The organism is Martinezella lusitana (assembly GCF_900094565.1).
In the GTDB taxonomy this organism is placed as follows: domain Bacteria; phylum Pseudomonadota; class Alphaproteobacteria; order Rhizobiales; family Rhizobiaceae; genus Rhizobium; species Rhizobium lusitanum.
This window is the reverse complement of the sequence record NZ_FMAF01000058.1, coordinates 1-17,077: the sequence shown is the minus strand read 5'-3', so window position 1 is coordinate 17,077 and position 17,077 is coordinate 1. Positions and strand designations below refer to the sequence as shown.

Annotated in this window: 12 protein-coding genes and 7 pseudogenes; 10 read left to right on the top strand and 9 right to left on the bottom strand. The window is 57.1% G+C overall.

All coding sequences use genetic code 11. From position 1 onward, the window contains the following. A pseudogene (locus GA0061101_RS37720) lies at positions 1-517 on the top strand (IS5-like element ISRtr4 family transposase); the annotation flags it as partial. Positions 518-583: 66 nt separating this feature from the next. Then, positions 584-1,048 (top strand): annotated as a pseudogene (locus GA0061101_RS37715) (IS66 family transposase zinc-finger binding domain-containing protein); the annotation flags it as partial. A gap of 15 nt (positions 1,049-1,063) precedes the next feature. Here GA0061101_RS37715 and GA0061101_RS37710 read toward each other — a convergent pair. Beyond that, a pseudogene (locus tag GA0061101_RS37710) lies at positions 1,064-1,373 on the bottom strand (transposase); the annotation flags it as partial. A 137-nt stretch (positions 1,374-1,510) separates the two neighbouring features. Between GA0061101_RS37710 and GA0061101_RS40685 the strand changes: the two are divergent. The 3 genes and pseudogenes from GA0061101_RS40685 to GA0061101_RS37700 form a co-directional block, all read left to right on the top strand. Beyond that, positions 1,511-1,756, top strand: a pseudogene (locus tag GA0061101_RS40685) (hypothetical protein). A gap of 584 nt (positions 1,757-2,340) precedes the next feature. After that, entirely contained in the window at positions 2,341-3,282 is a 942-nt protein-coding gene (locus tag GA0061101_RS37705; RefSeq protein ID WP_240535526.1) for a cupin-like domain-containing protein, read from the top strand. A 103-nt stretch (positions 3,283-3,385) separates the two neighbouring features. Continuing rightward, positions 3,386-4,171 (top strand): annotated as a pseudogene (locus tag GA0061101_RS37700) (IS110 family RNA-guided transposase); the annotation flags it as partial. A gap of 225 nt (positions 4,172-4,396) precedes the next feature. Here GA0061101_RS37700 and istB read toward each other — a convergent pair. The 3 genes and pseudogenes from istB to GA0061101_RS37685 form a co-directional block, all read right to left on the bottom strand. Next, entirely contained in the window at positions 4,397-5,197 is an 801-nt protein-coding gene (istB, locus tag GA0061101_RS37695) for an IS21-like element ISSme2 family helper ATPase IstB (RefSeq protein ID WP_004126157.1), read from the bottom strand. Then, positions 5,197-6,482: pseudogene (istA, locus tag GA0061101_RS37690) on the bottom strand (IS21 family transposase). Before istA ends, istB begins: the two are co-directional and overlap by 1 nt. 567 nt (positions 6,483-7,049) lie before the next feature. Beyond that, positions 7,050-7,943 carry a MurR/RpiR family transcriptional regulator gene (locus GA0061101_RS37685; RefSeq protein WP_004126151.1) on the bottom strand — a complete coding sequence of 298 codons (894 nt, stop codon included), beginning with the start codon at positions 7,941-7,943 and terminating at the stop codon, positions 7,050-7,052. A gap of 498 nt (positions 7,944-8,441) precedes the next feature. On the opposite strand from GA0061101_RS37685, the gene GA0061101_RS37675 reads away from it, so the two are divergent. Next, positions 8,442-8,813, top strand: coding sequence for a transposase (locus tag GA0061101_RS37675; RefSeq protein WP_240535525.1), 372 nt, complete (start codon positions 8,442-8,444; stop codon positions 8,811-8,813). Further along, the gene (locus GA0061101_RS40875) at positions 8,810-8,932 is read left to right on the top strand and encodes a transposase (protein WP_141694186.1); all 123 of its coding nucleotides are present in this window, start codon (positions 8,810-8,812) and stop codon (positions 8,930-8,932) included. The genes GA0061101_RS37675 and GA0061101_RS40875 overlap by 4 nt, the downstream gene beginning before the upstream one ends. Before the next feature lie 76 nt (positions 8,933-9,008). Here GA0061101_RS40875 and GA0061101_RS37670 read toward each other — a convergent pair whose 3' ends face one another. The 3 genes from GA0061101_RS37670 to GA0061101_RS40680 are packed head-to-tail and all read right to left on the bottom strand — an operon-like array spanning position 9,009 to position 11,520. Next, positions 9,009-10,016 (bottom strand): tyrosine-type recombinase/integrase, encoded by a 1,008-nt coding sequence (locus GA0061101_RS37670; RefSeq protein ID WP_004126146.1) that lies wholly within the window; start codon positions 10,014-10,016, stop codon positions 9,009-9,011. Next, a complete protein-coding gene (locus GA0061101_RS37665; RefSeq protein ID WP_004126144.1) occupies positions 10,013-10,945 on the bottom strand; it encodes a tyrosine-type recombinase/integrase in 933 nt (310 codons plus the stop codon). Before GA0061101_RS37665 ends, GA0061101_RS37670 begins: the two co-directional genes overlap by 4 nt. Next, the gene (locus GA0061101_RS40680) at positions 10,942-11,520 is read right to left on the bottom strand and encodes a site-specific integrase (RefSeq protein ID WP_240535524.1); all 579 of its coding nucleotides are present in this window, start codon (positions 11,518-11,520) and stop codon (positions 10,942-10,944) included. Before GA0061101_RS40680 ends, GA0061101_RS37665 begins: the two co-directional genes overlap by 4 nt. A 147-nt stretch (positions 11,521-11,667) precedes the next feature. Here GA0061101_RS40680 and GA0061101_RS40870 point away from each other — a divergent pair, with 147 nt between their 5' ends. The 3 genes and pseudogenes from GA0061101_RS40870 to tnpC all read left to right on the top strand — a co-directional run bounded on the left by GA0061101_RS40870 (position 11,668) and on the right by tnpC (position 14,029). Then, complete coding sequence (locus tag GA0061101_RS40870; protein ID WP_276307848.1) at positions 11,668-11,793, top strand: hypothetical protein; 126 nt, start codon at positions 11,668-11,670, stop codon at positions 11,791-11,793. A gap of 331 nt (positions 11,794-12,124) precedes the next feature. Further along, positions 12,125-12,355 (top strand): annotated as a pseudogene (gene tnpB / locus GA0061101_RS41260) (IS66 family insertion sequence element accessory protein TnpB); the annotation flags it as partial. Between the two features lie 75 nt (positions 12,356-12,430). Beyond that, entirely contained in the window at positions 12,431-14,029 is a 1,599-nt protein-coding gene (tnpC, locus tag GA0061101_RS37650) for an IS66 family transposase (RefSeq protein ID WP_004126142.1), read from the top strand. Positions 14,030-14,309: 280 nt separating this feature from the next. Here the strand turns inward: tnpC and ectB are convergent, their stop codons facing one another. Continuing rightward, positions 14,310-15,584: a diaminobutyrate--2-oxoglutarate transaminase gene (ectB, locus tag GA0061101_RS37645; RefSeq protein WP_004126138.1), complete on the bottom strand. Its 1,275-nt coding sequence runs from the start codon at positions 15,582-15,584 to the stop codon at positions 14,310-14,312. Between the two features lie 243 nt (positions 15,585-15,827). Continuing rightward, complete coding sequence (locus tag GA0061101_RS37640) at positions 15,828-16,796, bottom strand: LuxR family transcriptional regulator (RefSeq protein WP_004126135.1); 969 nt, start codon at positions 16,794-16,796, stop codon at positions 15,828-15,830. Between the last annotated feature and the right edge of the window lie 281 nt (positions 16,797-17,077).

Sequence of the window (17,077 nt, the reverse complement as noted above, 5' to 3'; positions counted from 1 at the left end):
GGGCAAGGAGGCAAGCCCGACGGCCGGTGTGATCGATAGCCAGAGCGTCAAAACCACCGAAAGCGGCGGCATCCGGGGCTATGACGCGGGCAAGAAGACCAAAGGCCGCAAGCGCCATATCATCGTCGATACGCTCGGCCTGATGGTCGGTCTCATGGTGCACAGCGCCGACATCCAGGATCGCGACGGTGCTCCCGATCTCCTGAAATCCATCCGCCACAGGTGGCCATGGTTACTGCATGTCTTCGCCGATGGTGGCTATGCGGGCGATAAGTTGAAGCGGCGACTGAAAAAGATCGGGCGCTGGACGATCGAGATCATCAAGCGCTCAGACAAGGCGAAAGGCTTCGAGGTTCTGCCGCGTCGATGGGTGGTCGAACGGACCTTCGCCTGGCTTGGCAGATGCCGCAGATTGGCCAAAGACGTCGAACGCTCCATCGCATCAGCCGAAGCGTGGATCATGATCGCCCACATTCGTCTCATCACCAGACGGCTAGCAAGGTATGGATATCGTTGAACGCTTTTCGAATCCGACTCTAAGGGGGGTGCGGCCCGGAAACGGGCCGCGCCTACCCGACTGATGGCCGCGACGGAGGATGAAGTGGCGGCCCAGGCTGCTGCCGCCAGAACGTCGAGCGTGCGTTCGTTCACACGCAAACGGCCGGTGCGCAAACCCTGGCCAGAGGATGCCGAGCGCGAGCGCGTGGTGATCGATCCCCCGACCATCTGTGCTGCGGCGGCGGGCCGCGCCTGTCGAAGCTGGGCGAGGATGTCAACGAGACACTGGAGGAGATACCGCTGCCGCTTCAAAGTGATCGAGACGGTTCGGGAGAAATTTACCTGCCGCGATTGCGAGGCGATCAGCCAGGCGCCAGCACCGTTCCATGCCACGCCGCGCGGCTTCATCGGTCCGCATCTGCTGGCGACGATCGTCTTCGACAAATTTGGGATGCACAGTCCGCTGAACCGCCAGAGCACAAGGTTCAAATGTGAGGGCATAGACCTGTCGACCTCGACGTTGGCCGATCAGGTCGGATTTGGAGCGGCACCTCACGGATCACATTAAAGGAGCGTCCAAACGAGTGACAGGCTCAGGCGACTCCGCAGCGATTGGCAGAGGCACGAACGCTGGCTCGACACCATGCGCTCTGACGGCAGTGTTACGGCAGTATAAGAATGCAGTCGCGAGCCTGACGCCGCCAATCGGAAAGCTGGTTCGCTATTACGCCGTGACGACGCGCGACATCAACAACACGAACACCAGGCTCAAGGCTTTCCGCCACAATTCGAGCCTTCACATCATCCGGCGACCGCCGGTTACCGCGGCGCGGCTCAACAACCTCGTACCGACCAACAAATCCATCATCCATCATTCAGCTTCCATATGCGCCTGGAAACCTTCTCGCATTCGAACCTATGCTGCAAAAAGCAGCCGAACCGATGGGACACAGACGGGGCTTACGCTCCACCGAAGGTGGAGGTTTTATCTTGCTCACAAGAAGTCGTCGCCATGATCGGCGAGAACTTCGAATTAGTCGAGAGGTAACCGCCAACTCGGACAATATCGCCGAAGGCAAACTGGTTTATCTCCGTGGCGGCAGTGAAGATGGCAAAAGGCCTGACCGAAAATGGGATTGACGATCTTCAAGATCTCCTCGCCGACATACGGTCAGCCGAGCGTCCCGACGCCAGATGTTCAGCAAACCGCGATCGCCAAGTAAGTCGCCAACTGGTGCGAACCCAAAGCTGCTGGTGAGAAGGTCTTCCCCACGTCTCTACCTGCTTTGCAAAAGCCGCCCTGCCGTTGATGCGTTGGTTTCAGCACGCTCCATCCGGCTCAAAAGCAATGGAAACCAGCACCTATCTCGTGCGCATCGTTCCAGATCCCGACATTTGCGGTGATCGAGTTGTATGCCCGCGGTCGACAGTACGCATCCTAGGTGGTCTGCTCAGATGTATATACACCAACTACCAAGACTAATAGTTGAGCAGGTGGGCACATTCCGAATATCCTTCTATCCGGAAATTAACAGGAAAATGACAGGAATGAATGTACACCGTCTGCGGGAATAGTGATCCCATGCGGTTTACAAAGCTCAGAGAGTTCGGTGCAAACGACACCTTCCGCGACAAGTGCTCGTGAGTGTGTGAGCAAGCATACGGAAGTGGGACCCGAGTGGTTCGATAGTGCCGGGTCTACGTTTCGACCGCCGCCTGCATAAATACAAGGTCTACTTACCCGTCCAAGAGGTTAATACCGCATGCTGCTGGTTAGCCAATTCGCTACGGTCGCGATGGGAGTCGTCGCTTAACGAATTCACGCAAAATATGAGATTAAAAATGGTTGAACTTGAAACAGTAGCATCCTCATTGGCGCCGCTAGAAGACTCTGGCTGGTCATCGATTCCTACAGTGACAGAGCTATTTGACTGGGAATTTGCGACGAACTACCGAGATCCCATGCGGCCGGTTCTCCTACGTGGAGGCTGTGCAGCCTGGAGTGCCTGTCAGCGCTGGTCACCTGAGTATTTTGAGAAAGTCGCCGGGTCAATGATTGTACCCACCAAAACGCTCGACGGCAGCGAGATTAAGGTCTCTTCTTGGGAACTAGCAAAATACGCCCGGTTTGTAATGGAGTCACCGTCTTGCCACGATGGAGCCTCTTCATTGAACGCGAGAGCGGCACCCTACTGCCACGACATCCCCCTACTGGGCTTAGTGGAGAGCTTGGCGGAGGACTGTCAGCCCTTCCCGGTTAACTTTGTCAGTTCGTCTTACCGCCGGCACTGGTGGCGCTATACGCAGTTTTTCATGGGTCCGGAAGGAACCGTTACCCCCCTCCACTTCGATACGCTGCTTAGCCATAACCTATTTTTCCAAATCTTCGGTGCGAAGCAGTTCACCATTCTCCCACCCAGCCAAGCCACCCGCTGTGCACGCCGAGGTTGGCGGTGGTTTGATGTGGACCCGGAGCAACCGGACTATGTGCGCTTTCCGCAGTACAAGCGAGCGACACCCCTCGTAATCACGGTAAATCCCGGTGACATCCTTTATATGCCGCCCGGAACGCTCCATCACGTTCGCAGCTTATCGGCCTCGATTTCCTTCAACATCGATTTTCACACGAATCGCAGCGTATTAGATGCGCTAACGCAGGCAGACAAGGGCATGCCGAAAGAGGTCATTTTTTACAACGCGGTCACCGCGCTGGCGGTAATCAGCAACGTACCGGAAGCTATCACGTTTCCCCTATATCGGCCCTATCTGAGCTATGTGAGTTGACAACAGTGAGCCGCACGAGCTCGCATACGGGATTGCTAGATCAAACCTGCTGCGGTAGTGAGGTGTTGCCCGCTGAGCTGTTCCTCCGACGGTCGCTCGAACAAGCCGATTGCACCGGGCGGGGGAACTGACGGGAGTTTGGGTTCCAGATGAGACCCATGAGGCGATCCGCGATCTGGTCCGGGCTCGTGAGGCTGCAAACGACGCCCTGAAGAAATCCCGCCAGCAGTTGCAGGCTTTCCTGCTGCGTCGCGGTCATATTTATAGCGGCCGCTCGCCCTGGACACAAGTCCATCGGCGATGGTTGGCAGAGTTGTTGTTCACCCATCCCGCCCACCACATCGTTCTCGCAGAATACATTCAGACCATCGAAGACGCTGAGGTTCGGGTAGAGCGGCTGACCAAACAGGCCGCCGCGACTGTGGTCTCCTGGTCGATGGCGCCAGTCGTCGAAGCCTATCAAGCAATGCGCGGCGTCTCGCTCCTCACAGCGGTGACTTTCGTGGTTGAAATCGGCGACGTCAGGCGCTTCGAAACGGCTCCGCAGCTGATGGCGTATCTGGGGTTTGTGCCGTCCGAGAGCTCGACTGGCGAACCGGTGAAACGCAAGGGTATCACCAAGGCGGGAAGTACGCGGGCCCGCCGTGTTCTGAGGGCGCGTGGACGTATAGATTACCCGGCCCGGGTAAGTCGGGCCATTCAGGCAAGACTGGAGGGGCTGCCACAGCCGGTCCGCGAAATCGCCTGGAAAGCTCAGATCCGGCTATGCGCACGCTATCATCAACTTATCGGCGCGGGGAAGCTCAAGGCAGTAGCCACCATCGCGATCGCTCGGGAAATGGCGGCGTTCCTGTGGGCTATCGGTCAAGAGGTCGCTCCCGCGGCATAAGCGTGATCAACGCCAACCTCAATACATGAAAGGAAGCAGCTAATCAGCATTCGCATATATCTGCTGATGTATAAACTTGGGGGCAGAGCCCCGGTGGGGAATCCTCGCCAAATCCAAGTGGCAAGCGTTGAGCCCATGCCCGATCGTAGACAGAGGCAGCCCCAGACGAACCTGTCAAGCGAATCGAGGAATTGACCCCTCTGCCGAATTGAAGAACTGACCCCCTCATTTGTTTGCAGTTTCGTTGGTTTCAAGCGCCGCTCCGGCCTTCTGCAGAAGGCCGGAGCGGCGCTTTTCGCGAAGTCGGTAGCTATCGCCCCGAATGGTGATCACTGTCGAGTGGTGAAGCAGGCGATCCAATATTGCCGTGGCAACGACGGGATCCCCAAAAACACTTCCCCATTCGCCCACAGAGCGATTTGAAGTGATCAGGATTGAGCCCTTTTCGTAGCGCCGAGACACCAGTTGGAAGAACAGGTGGGCGGCATTGGCCTCGAAGGGCAGGTACCCCAGCTCGTCAATGATCAACAATTTCGGTCGCGACAGAATCGTCAACTGTTTGTCGAGCGAGCCGTCGCTGTGAGCCTTCGCCAGCATCGCCACCAAGGTAGCCGCCGTGACGAACTGGACGTTGTAATTTTGACGGATCGCCTCGCGGCCGAGGCTCACCGCCAAATGCGTCTTGCCTGTACCTGGCGGTCCAAGGAACAGAACAGTGTCACCGTGGGCGATCCAGCGGCAGGTCGCTAGTTCCCTGATCTGCCCCTGATCCAGCGAGGGCTGCGCCTCGAAGTCGAAGCCGTCCAGTTCGCGCACGAACGGGAATTGCGCCAGCTTGCTCGACATTGATATCCGCCGCTCGTCGCGCCGGGCGATCTCGCGCGATACCAGGAAGGCGAGAGCCTCCCGCAATGTCATCTTCGACCGCGCTGCCTCGTCCAGCAACGTATCGAGCTGGTCGCGGATCGCCGTCAGCTTCAGCCGGTCGAGCGTTGCGATCAGCACGTCATGATCCACAGTCGTCATCACCAGCCTCCTCCAACCACTGCTTCATATTCCGCAAGCGGCCGCAGCAAGGCAGCGGGCGCGGCCTCGATGGCCTCCTTACGAACCGGCCCGTCGAAGCCGGTAACGCCAACAAAGTGCGCCCGGTCCACAATTCGTTGTCGTCGCCCCCGGCACTGGGGATGGTTAGCGATGACCTGGCCGGCATGACGGATAATCACGCGGCCGGCCAACACTACGACCTGAACGCTTTCACCGATCAGGTGCCAAGGGACCGAGTAGCTGTTGGTATCGAGGTCGATCGCGCAATCGGCTTGAACCTTGCGAACCAGATCCCGCAATTGTCCGAAGGGTGCCCGTCCGGCCAGCGGACGTAGCGCCTTGGCTTCGTCGGCAAAACGTTCCGCCGGTTTGACACCGGTGGTGCCGTGTTCACGCTGGTCGGCAACTTCGCGTGTCCATCGATCCAGGTGCGCTTCGAACTCGGCCCAGCTCTCGAAGCGTCGCCCGGCGATCGCGTTCTTCTTGATGTAGCCGACCCCGCGCTCGTCTTTGCCTTTCGTTCTCGCCCGATACGGTGCACAGGCCCGCGGCGTGAAGCCCCAATAACGGGCAAAAGTATGCAGTCGCGCGTTGAAGCTTACCTCTCGCGTCACCGCATCATGATGCTCGACCAGGGCTTTCGCATTGTCGATCAGCACTTCCGCCGGAATCCAACAAACCGCAGAAAGGCGCCTTCCATCCCCTCGAACCAGTCCGCCTGCCGCTCCCTCAGTGACGCGCGAGCGTGCATCCGTCGCGAATAGCCCAACGTCGCCACGAACAGATGAACCCGAGCCCGCTCGCCGCCGATCCATACCTTCGTATCACCGAAGTCGATCTGCATCTGATGGCCTGGCGCCGTCTCAAAGCGGACTGTCGCCCGCTTCTGTGCTTTTAGCTCTCGCCGCCACTGCCGAACTCGAAGCTCAACTGAACGCAGACCGATGGTGATTCCATGCTCGCTCGCCAACTCCTGGCGGATTACATCCGCATTGCCGTCGTGCCGGAAAAAACGCTCGCGAAGCCAATCATCAAGCCCGTCGAACCCCGTGCGCCGAACAGGCTGTTTGAACGGTGCAACTCCGCCTTCTCGAAGATAACGCCGGACCGTATTGCGGGCGCATCCGAACTCCTTCGATAGACGTTTGGCGCCCCAACCGAGCTCGTGCAGCCGCAACATCGCCACCACCTCATCAGCCTGAAGCATATCCCCGTCCTGCATCGTTCGCGACAATGCAGGATGCGATAAAATCGTGCTCGTCATCCATCATTCCTCGTTTTGACACGAGGGGTCAGTTCTTCGGTTCGTCAGGGGGTCAGTTTTTCATTTCGCCCGACAGAACCTACGGAAATGCGGTAAACAACCCGCGCACAAGAGTATGCCAACCGTCGTCGAAAGCCCTGCCTCCAACTTTGTATATCAGCTTCATCTACACGGCTTCATCACTGCTGATGGAAGGGACACAGTCATGCCTAGACCACTTGACAACGAACATAAGAGGATTTGAAGACTCGGTTTGATAGCCAGTTATCGCACGTGAGCTCTGATGTTCATTGTAAAGGTAAATCGTGCAACCTTCGGCCTTCCTTATTATGGGCCTGGTATTTGGAGCGGCTGCGCAGGGCGGGAGACAGAGCTTTAGACAGTTGAGCAGCCAGCGACGCGAGCCAGATGGTGGCTCAGCTAGGTCCGCATGTGCGCTATCAAGGGCGCTGATCGATCCTGTCCTCCGGCCAATCGATAGGGGAAACAAACGCAACTCAGCCTCGATGCGATAGAGTTCAGCGACCTGCTAGGCGGAAACGAGCGGTTCAAATTTCTGGCTCTTCTTTAGTCATGAGAGTTCTTGCCGACGCCGCTCTTCAGAGCATAAGTTTCGAATTCCATAAGTTGTTCTTCATGGTCAGCCAGAGCTCGAAGAGCGAAGCTCCCGCGTCTCGCGGCGACCAGTTCCATGAGACATTCTACTGCGGCCAATGCGGGAGTCATCGTGTGAATAAATGAAGGAACTTCGGTGCGAACGCGGATTACCGCTTGAGAAATCTTGGCGATTGGAGACAGTTCGCTGTCCGTCAAAGCGACGAGTTTTGCACCACGGGATACGGCAAACTCGGCTGCCTGTACTGTGAAGCGAGTGTAAGGGTTGACTGTGACCGCTAGCAAAATGTCTTCTGGGCCGACAGACCGAAGCGCATCATCGGAGGCACCGCCCATCCCATCGATCAATGTTGTAGGAGAGCCAAGCAATGATCCAACATGGTGCATTAGATAGGCGATGGGAAAGCTTGAACGGCGGCCGACGCAAAAAATTTGTTTCGCCTCCGCTATTAGGTCGGCTGCTGCCGCCAACGCGGCAATCGCGGGCGGCTGCGCGAACCTGCTTAGATGACCCTGCAAAGCATTCACTGTATCGCATATGAGGACGCCATCGCCCCCGATCTCCGCTCGTGCCAATAACTCCTCTCCACTCCCACCGAAGCTTTCCGGCCGTTCCCTGACCCTATCGGCGAATACCTCCTTTAATTTGTCGAAACCGTCGAAGCCAAGGCGTTTTGCAAGTCTCGTTAATGTTGCCGGAGGCACTCGTGCTCGGCGTGCCTGCTCCCTCATTGACAGCAGTGCGACCTCTGTCGGATGGTCAACCAACCAACGCGCAGCGACCTTCATTTGCCGAGGAAATCGCTCATAGTTGTTCTTTATGAGACTTGTGGTGGGACAATCCATTCTTACTTCCTGAAGTCTATTAGGCAAATGCTTAAGCGACAAAGGCTTTTCCTTGGTCTATGGATTAAGGTCGCCGTCTTCGTTGACAAACGTGACCATTCCGCGATGCCTCAAACAGCCCGTGTTGCCTACGGCATCCACGTGCTTAAGCGTTCCCCGGGACCTGGTTTGATTGAAACTTTCTTGAAGATCAGGCGATGTCAACCCAAGCGCACCAACATCGTCAGGAGAATCAGGACGGCGCCGAACATGAAATTACTCGATGTGCGGCACGCTGTCTTCTACTTCTCATCATCATAATCTCGTCCTTGACGTTAAGATCGGCAGTCCATTGCTTCGCAATAGGAAGCAAGCAAAAGATGTGCCAACTCCGCAGAATTAGCCAACGAAGGGGTTATCTCCACTGTTCGTAAGCGGACAGGCCATCCCACGTAGCATGGAGACGCGAAATCGCTCATTTTCAGCATGAATCATGCTGGGAATCCTATGAGTGAAGATATGAATCATGATCGTACGTTCGAAATTCTGACGGCGGAGCCGGTGCGAACGCGGCGGAAACCGAAGTCGTGGTCAGATGAGGCGAAAGCTCTGATCCTGGAGCAAGCGTTGGCTCCGGGCGCAAATGTCTCTGCGGTCGCGCGTGCCCATGGAATGGACCCATCGCAGCTCTTTGGATGGCGGCGCGTAGCCCTTGCATCTGGTTCGGTTCAGCGGTTGAGAGCAACCGAAAACGATGAGGCCTTTACTCGTTTCGAGGCGGTGCGGACGGACACTGTCGAGATCCAGGTGGGCGACACGACACTTCGCGTCAGCGCTTCGATCGATCCGGCGCTGCTGAGCGGCATCGTCAGGGCGGTACGGCAAGCATGATCGCTTCGGGTGTCGTGGTCTATGTGTCGTGCCAACCGGTCGACTTCCGCAAAGGCGCGGCCTCGCTGATGGCCCTGGTGCGCGATGGCGGCCTCGACCCCTTTTTATGCATCGGGTGAGATTTTGTGGCGGAGCCGTCATGGCGCCAGCCGGGGACTGCCAAATCTGGCATCTTCCGCCACATAATGTTTTAGCTTAGATGCTGTTCAGCAGTTGCAGAACGGCATCGGTGGGCCGGAAGCGCGTCCCGTAATCGCCCTTGATGCCCGCCTTTTCGAGTCCGTTACGCATCATCTCGACATCCGCGGCGGCATAGCGGTGGGTGGTGGCGACCTGTGCGTGCCCGAGCCAGGCTTGAATCGTCAAAAGATCCACGCCGGACTGGAGAAGCTTCATGGCAAGGGAGTGCCGGAAGATGTGTGGCGATATGGGCTTTTCGGCCAAATCCGGCCTTGTGGCCACTGCCTTGGCCGCCGCTCGTCGTACGATGTGGGTCGCCCCGAAGCGCGTCAGGCGCTCATTGTGGGCACCGATAAAGATCGGTCGTGGTTCGTGGTTGGTGATTCCGCGCTCGCGCAACAAGGCCGCCAGCGCTCTCGCCAGATCCTGAGGAACGGGGATGACGCGATCTCTGCGCCCCTTACCGTGCAATAGCACCTGCGAGTGCGGGCGTCCCAACTGAAGGTCGTCAGCATTGACACCGATGGCTTCGGAGACCCGCGCGCCGGTCCGCGCCAGGAACAGCAGAAACGCGCGGTCGCGCCGACCACGGGGCGTCCTCTGATCGGGCGCCGCAATGACGGTGTCCACTTCTGCGTCGGTGAGATGGTGCGTCACCTCAATGTGCGCGCGTTTTGTGGGAATCGTCAGCACGCGTTGCGCGACACCAAAGGACGCCGGGTCGGCGGCTGCCACATGGTGGAAGAAAGATCGTATCGCAGCTAGTCGGGCATTACGCGTGGCGACGGTGTTGTTCCGCTTCTCCTCGAGTTCGTCGAGAAATGCGAGAACGAGGTCTCGATCGAGATCTTCGAGCACCAACGCCGCCGGCCTCTTCCGCAACCTGGCGGCGGCAAAGAGGATCAGCATGCGCAAGGCGTCGCGATAGCTCGCGACAGTCGCGGGAGTGGCGTTGCGCTGCTTGGTTAGGCGCCGGCGAAAGTAGGATTCCAGGAGCGGCGCCAGGAGCAGATGTTCGCTCATGCTGCACCTCCATCGAGGAAAGCGCGGTCCGCCGCAATGGCGAGAAGATCCGCCGAACCAGTGAGGTAGTAAGCGGTATCGCTGTAGCTGGCGTGGCCGAGATAGGTGGCGAGCAACGGGAGCAACGCCTGAACGTCTGCGCGCTGTTGATGCCAGAAGCTGAGGCGGGTCACGGCGAACCGGTGCCTGAGATCGTGCGGCCTTAAGGGCTTACCGCCATCAAGGCCGGAGAGCTTACGCACCTCGGCAAAACCGTTTTGCAGGCCGGTCGCTGAGAGGCGGTTGCCACGAGAGCTGAGGAAGAAGCCCTGGTCCTTGGGCGTGGGAAAAGCGGCGTCACGCTCACTGGCGTAGTGGCGAAGGGCAGCCTGGGTCGTCGTGTGAACTGGAACGAGACGGTCCTTGCGGAACTTCGTCTTCCGAACGAGAAGAACCCCGTTGGTCAGATCGACGTCGGAACGATCAAGCCTTACCACTTCGCCAGATCGCAGTCCCGAGCTTGCCAACAATCCGATTAGCGTTGCCATCGTCCGCCCCCTGAGAGGGATGCTTGGCGAAATGCGCGCACATGCGTCGATGAGCGACGCCAACTCTGACTCGCTGAGGATCCGCGGCGGCGGAATTGCCCTGGATCTGGGAAAGACCCTACGCTCCAAGCTCTCGGTTTGGGCGTCATAGACGGCGAGATACTCGTAGAATCTGCGGAGCACGCCGTGACGAGTGGTGCGGCTGTTGGCGGCCCCGCCGAACGATAGGACGAAGTCCAGCGCCATCGTCCGGGTGGCGGGCGCGTCGATTTGAGTGCGTTCAACGTAGCGGACAAAAGCGCGCAACGTACCAGCTTGCTTACTGAAGGCATAGCCGAGCGAGTGGCGCAGTTCGATGTAACGCTCAACCTTCTCGCCGAGGAATCGGGCAAAGGCGGTCATGCGGCGCCTCCCGGAAAGGGGAGTGCGACCTCGGCGAGTTGCGAGGCCGCAACCTTCACGTACAACGCCGTTGTGTTGATGCTCCGGTGGCCAAGAAGATCGGCGACCTCGTTGATTGGCCTTTGCTGCCTGACGAGCTGGGTGGCAAGGCTGTGGCGCAGGAGATGCGCACCTGCGACTCGCCCAAGTTCGACCCCGCCATGCCGCAACCGCTTCCGCACGATCCTCGAAACAGGCGACGCGCACTTGAACGGCCCCAGCGGCGGCGTGAAGGACAGGAACAGATACGGACTATCCACCTTCGGTCGAGCGCGCAGGATGTAATCGGCGAGTGCGGCGCCGGTCTCCTCTAGGAGTGGCACCACCCGATCACGCTTGCCCTTGGTGCGCCGGACAAAAACCTCGCCAGTACGCCAGTCGATATCCTTCAGCCGAATGGCGCGTAACTCGCCGTTGCGAATGCCCGTAGTGGCGAGCAGCAGCAGGACGGCTCGATCGCGGATGTCGACCGGCGTCGTTGCGCCGATCGCATCGATCGCCTGCCGAACGTCATCCCATGCAAGGCGTGGCGGCAAATGTGCCAAACGCCAAGAGGGCGTCCTTGGGACAACGCCGGCGAGATCTTGGCGATGGTAGCCAGCCCAATACAAAAACCGAAGAAATGTTCGAGTGTGAGCAGTCGCTGCCGTGCGGCTGCCGGAGGTCGCCGATAGCGACAGCCGATGCTCGACAGCAGCAAGGACCTGCTCAGCCGTCAACGGCTCGAGGTCCTGGCCGAGATGGTGATGGCGGAACCAATCCAGAAAGCGGCGGCCGCCCAGAAGAACGCCTCGCGGCAAACTGGCTAAAGCGCGCAATCCGGCTCAGGTAAATCTTGGCAGACGCTCGCTTATAACCGAGCGTGAAAAAATGCTCCGCGAAGCGATCCATCTCGCCGCCGAGCGCACCGCTACGCAGACGCTTGAGTACCCCACGATACGAAAAATAGAAGTCGAGCATATTGCCCCTCCAGTATTGCGGCGCAGGGGGATCCCGCGCCCGTCAGAGAGGCATGAAATATTATGTGGCGGAGAATTCTAGATTTGGCAGTCCCCGGCTGGCGCCGTAATGGCTCCGCCACAAAATCTCACCCGATGCATAAATATGGTTATGTGGCGCGCCACATAACCCTTTAACGGTGCGCTTTATGTATTCCGCTCGAAACGTGCAGACCGGATCCGCATTGTTTGGTGGGATGGCAGTGGGGTCTGCCTTTACGCCAAAATAATCGAAGAAAATGGCTTCTGCTGGCCTGTCCCGTCTGCTGCCCGCGTCCGTCTCGACCATGCGCAATTGATGGCACTTCTGGCCGGAATGGATTGGAAAAAGATCCGCCCCGCCAAGGTGCGCCGGCCACTTTCGATCGGCTGATGACGACGTGCGGCAAGTTGAATCATGTTGCTGTAAGTGTTGGGAAATCGGCTGATTTTATGCTCTATTACGCGCATGATTTTACCCGGTCCCGACCTTCCTGACGACATCGATGCGCTGAAAGCGATGATCATCGCTTTGAACGCAGAGAAGGCTGCGACTGACGCCGAAATTGCCCGAATGAAGGCTGTCCAACAGAAAGCCGACGAGCGGATCACCACTTTGACGGCGATCTTGAAGGTTTTGCAGCGGGCCCAAAACGGTACGCGCTCCGAGCGACTGCGGCTGGCGATAAACGACGAGCAGATAGACTTCGCTTTTGAGGAGGTCGAGACTGGCCTTGCGGCGATTGACAGCGAGCTCGGCCAAGTGGGCAAAGAGCGGCCAAAAAGGGAGGCGCGGCCACGCAAAGGTTTTGCCGCCCATCTCGAACGCATCGAGGAAGTGATCGAGCCGGAGATCCCCGACGACTGCCAAGGCTTGGAAAAGGTTCTGATCGGCGAGGACCGATCCGAGCGGCTTGATGTCATACCGCCGAAGTTCAGGGTCATCGTCACACGCCGCCCGAAATATGCCTTCCGCGAACGTGACGGCGTGCTGCAGGCTTTGGCGCCCGCGCATATCATCGAAGGTGGGCTGCCGAGCGAACGGTTGCTGGCCTATATCGCCGTGTCGAAATACGCCGATGGTCTTCCGCTCTACCGGCAGGAGGCGATCTATCTGCGCGACAGCGTGGTTCTCAGCCGCTCTTTGATGGCCCAATGGATGGGGCATCTGGGCTTCGAGCTGCGGATCTTGGCGGATTACATCTTGGAACGCATTAAAGCCGGAGAGAGGGTTTTTGCAGACGAGACCACCTTACCGACGCTGGTCCCCGGCTCTGGTAGAACGATGAAGGCGTGGTTATGGGCCTACGCTTGCGATGACCGACCGTTTGGCGGGTCTGGCCCGCCGATGGTTGCCTATCGCTTCGAAGACAGCAGGGGTGGCAAGTGTGTCGCGCGTCATCTCGCCGGGTTCAGCGGCATCCTGCAAGTGGATGGGTACTCGGCTTATACCAGCATGCTCAAGGAGCGCGCCAAGTCCGGCAGCAATGAAACGATCAAGCTTGCCGGATGCTGGGCACATTTACGCCGAAAGTTCTACGAGCTGCATGTCGGCGGCATTAATGACGCTGCAACGGCGTCGATCACAGCCATGACGGAACTTTGGAAGGTCGAGGACGAGATCCGCGGCAGTGATGCCGAAACGCGCGCGAGGCGCCGTCAGGAGACGTCCGCTGGCATTGTCGCCGATCTCTTCCAGTTGTGGGAGAAGGAACTCTCCAAAGTCTCCGGAAAGTCCAAGACTGCTGAGGCGATACGCTACGGCCTGACACGCCGGGAGGCGCTGGAGCACTTCTTGACGGACGGCCGCGTCGAAATCGACTCCAACATAGTCGAGCGTGCCATCCGGCCCCAAACCATTACGAGGAAGAATAGTCTCTTTGCCGGCAGCGAGGGCGGCGGAGAGACATGGGCGACGATCGCCACACTTCTGCAGACGGCAAAAATGAACAACGTCGATCCGCTTGCCTGGCTATCTCAAACGCTCACCCGCATCGCAAATCGCTGGCCAGCCGCTGATATTGAGCTGCTCATGCCATGGAACTTCAAACCAGACGCCGTCGGCTAACCGCTTACCACTGTTCAACTATTTAGGTGAGGATGGGGCAACGCGCAGGGCCGAACTCCGTGTCATGAATCCGACAAATCAACCGCAGTACCCAACAAGCTTAAGGGTCGTACTTTTTAAATAGCGGCAACCCATTACGAGTGGCGCCAACGAAGACGCCCGTCCGGCCGCACGATCGGAGAATGAACCGGTTCGTGCGAGCCGCGGTGCCCAAAACTACGATAAATGCCCTCCCCCCATTGCTTTGGCTCTGCCATGCCTCCAAGAGGCAAGCGTAGCTTTATACGCTTGAGTGGACGGACTTCTCCAGAATGTCCAAGCCACGCTGCAAGATCTGCCGTTCAATTGTCAATGGAGGAAGAAGCTTAATAACCTGATCTTCAGCGCCACATCGCTCTACTACAAGCCCGTCTTCAAAGGCTTTCCGTACGATTTCCCCCGCCAATTTGCCCGTACTGCAGTCGAGCCCCACCATCATGCCCCTTCCACGTACGGTAATGTTGGAATTTCGGTTGCTTTGGGCGACTTCCTGAAGGCGCTCTCTTAGAATGCATCCTGTTTCGACAACTCCTTTAGATAGCTTTTCATTTGTCCAGTATTTTCGCAAAGCAGCAGTCGCTGTCACGAGTGCGAGATTGTTGCCCCTAAAGGTTCCACTGTGTTCGCCTGGTTGCCATACGTCAAATTCGGGTTTGAGCAGCAGGAGCGACAGCGGCAGCCCACAACCGCTGAGAGACTTAGACAAGAGAACGATGTCTGGAGAAATGTCCGCAAACTCAAAGCTGAAAAAATCGCCAGTTCGTCCGCAGCCCGCTTGAATGTCATCAATAATCAGGAGGATCTCGTTCTTCCTGCAAAGCCGCTCTAGCGACTGCAACCAGTTTCTGCTCGCAGGATTGATGCCGCCCTCACCCTGAACGGTTTCGAGAATAACAGCTGCAGGCAAATCGACGCCACTGCTACCATCCGCAAGCACTTTGTCCAGATATTCCGTAGTATCCTGATCAGGCCCCCAATAACCGTCGTAAGGCATGAAGACCGCGCCGGAAGGAGGAAGACCTGCCGCATTTCGGAAGTATCGATTACCAGTTACAGCAAGCGCGCCCAGGCTCACCCCATGATAACCGTTGGTGAATGAAACGACGCTATGACGTCCAGTGACCTTGCGTGCAAGTTTCAAAGCTGCCTCGACGGCATTGGCGCCAGTGGGACCGACAAACTGAAATTTGTATGAGAGACCGCACGGGCGCAAAATCAGGTCGTCAAAAAGCTCCATAAACTCTCTTTTCGCCGGCGTAGCCATGTCTAACCCATGAATAACTCCATTTGAATGCAGGTATTCCACGGCAGCACTTAGGATGTGCGGATCATTGTGACCGTAGTTAAGGGCACTCGCGCCGGAAAGAAAATCAATGAACGCACAACCATTTTCGTCTTCGAGGATGGCTCCTGCCGCTTTCGTGAACACCACGGGGAATGATCGGGAATAGGATCGCACGTTCGATTCATGGTTTTCAAAGGCAAATAGGGAATTGGAAATGCTGTCATTACTCACGATTATTTCCTCAACCAGATGCCATGACCCACCAGCGCCTGTACCCCTCGCCAATTACCGCGAGATCTTAGCAATGCTCCGAAAGCGGGCTCCATTTTGAAAGTTTCCGCAACTCTATACGGCCATTGCCAACTGTGCTCCTACCTAGAATGATAGTGTTCCTACTTGCCTATTGTTCGTCGCAGGAAAACAGGCCTGCGGCAGTGGCGGCACTATCACTTAGCGACGAACGAACATCGCCTCCTACAACTCGATAAATCCGAAATTTAACGCCTTAATAGCCGCGACGGTTCTACTCGCAGCGTCTAATTTTCTCATGACGTTTTTAATGTGAAAATTAACAGTATTTTCAGATATACTCATAATAATTCCAATGTCCCATGACGACTTTCCCCGTGCTACCCAGAGAATACATTCTTTCTCCCTTTGCGAGAGCTCAGGCACTTTCTCCATGACATTCGAACTCCCGACATTAGCAAGTCTCAGATGGAAATGTATCGCCGCTAGTTGTAAGTAGGCGATTGCCCTGTGGTGGAATTCACGCTCAATCTGCTGGGCAAAGCTCATGATGGCGAAACTTCCAGCCGCGCTGCGCAATGGAATGGTAATGCCTGACCTTACGCCAAAGCTTGCAGCCTCGTCGAAGATGCGCCGTTCGTTTGGAGTTGTGCTCGAGCTAACGTATGCCTCCCTCCATTGAATAGGGCCTGATCGCATTCGACTTTCCTTGATAATAGGAGCTTTCCGATCATAACCCATTTCGAGACATCGCTTCTGCCATTCATCAGGATAGTTCAGGATCTCAAAAGAAGGGCGTCGAACCGGCTGTAAAACCTTGCGCTCGGTTGTAAGAGGACCGTAGGCTATCCACGTGCAGCCAAGATTCAGAGCAAAAGCTGATAAGTGCTCAAATAACTGTTTAGACCGAGCGACGGTATGTGTCTGGTCAAGAAATCGGCCGAACTCGGCCGCAAGTTCCCCTCGATTTAAAGCTTGAGAAGGTGGCGAGAGGTCCGAGGAATTCAGATCGGTAACTCGGCCAGTCTGTTTATTGATTTGAGTGGAACCGCAACCGTCCCGAGACAATCGATGCTGTCTCTCGGGCAAATAATGGCACGCCATGCTGTCGCCAGATGAAGTCGCTGGCCGTGAGCGGCCACCGGCGAACGTTATCGCTAAAGCTTTGGAAGCGGGCTGTGGAAGAGCTGACATCCTGCTTTCCTCTCGTTTTTTCCGAGGGGTCGGAATTGCTGTCCGTAGTTCAAGAGTCGTGCCAATTTGAAAGAACCCACAGAGCCTCTACCAAATTTTCTTAACTGCATGCGAAATGCAGCATAATCAGCCGAGTACGTCGCGACCCTGGGTTGGACAAACCTGACAATAGTTCTCTTAGAGGCTGCCTCAAAAAGAGGTGGGTGATTTCAACAGGTTATGATTCCTTCGGATTTGCGAGATTCGATGGAGAACACGATGGCCTGGACCAAAATCACCCG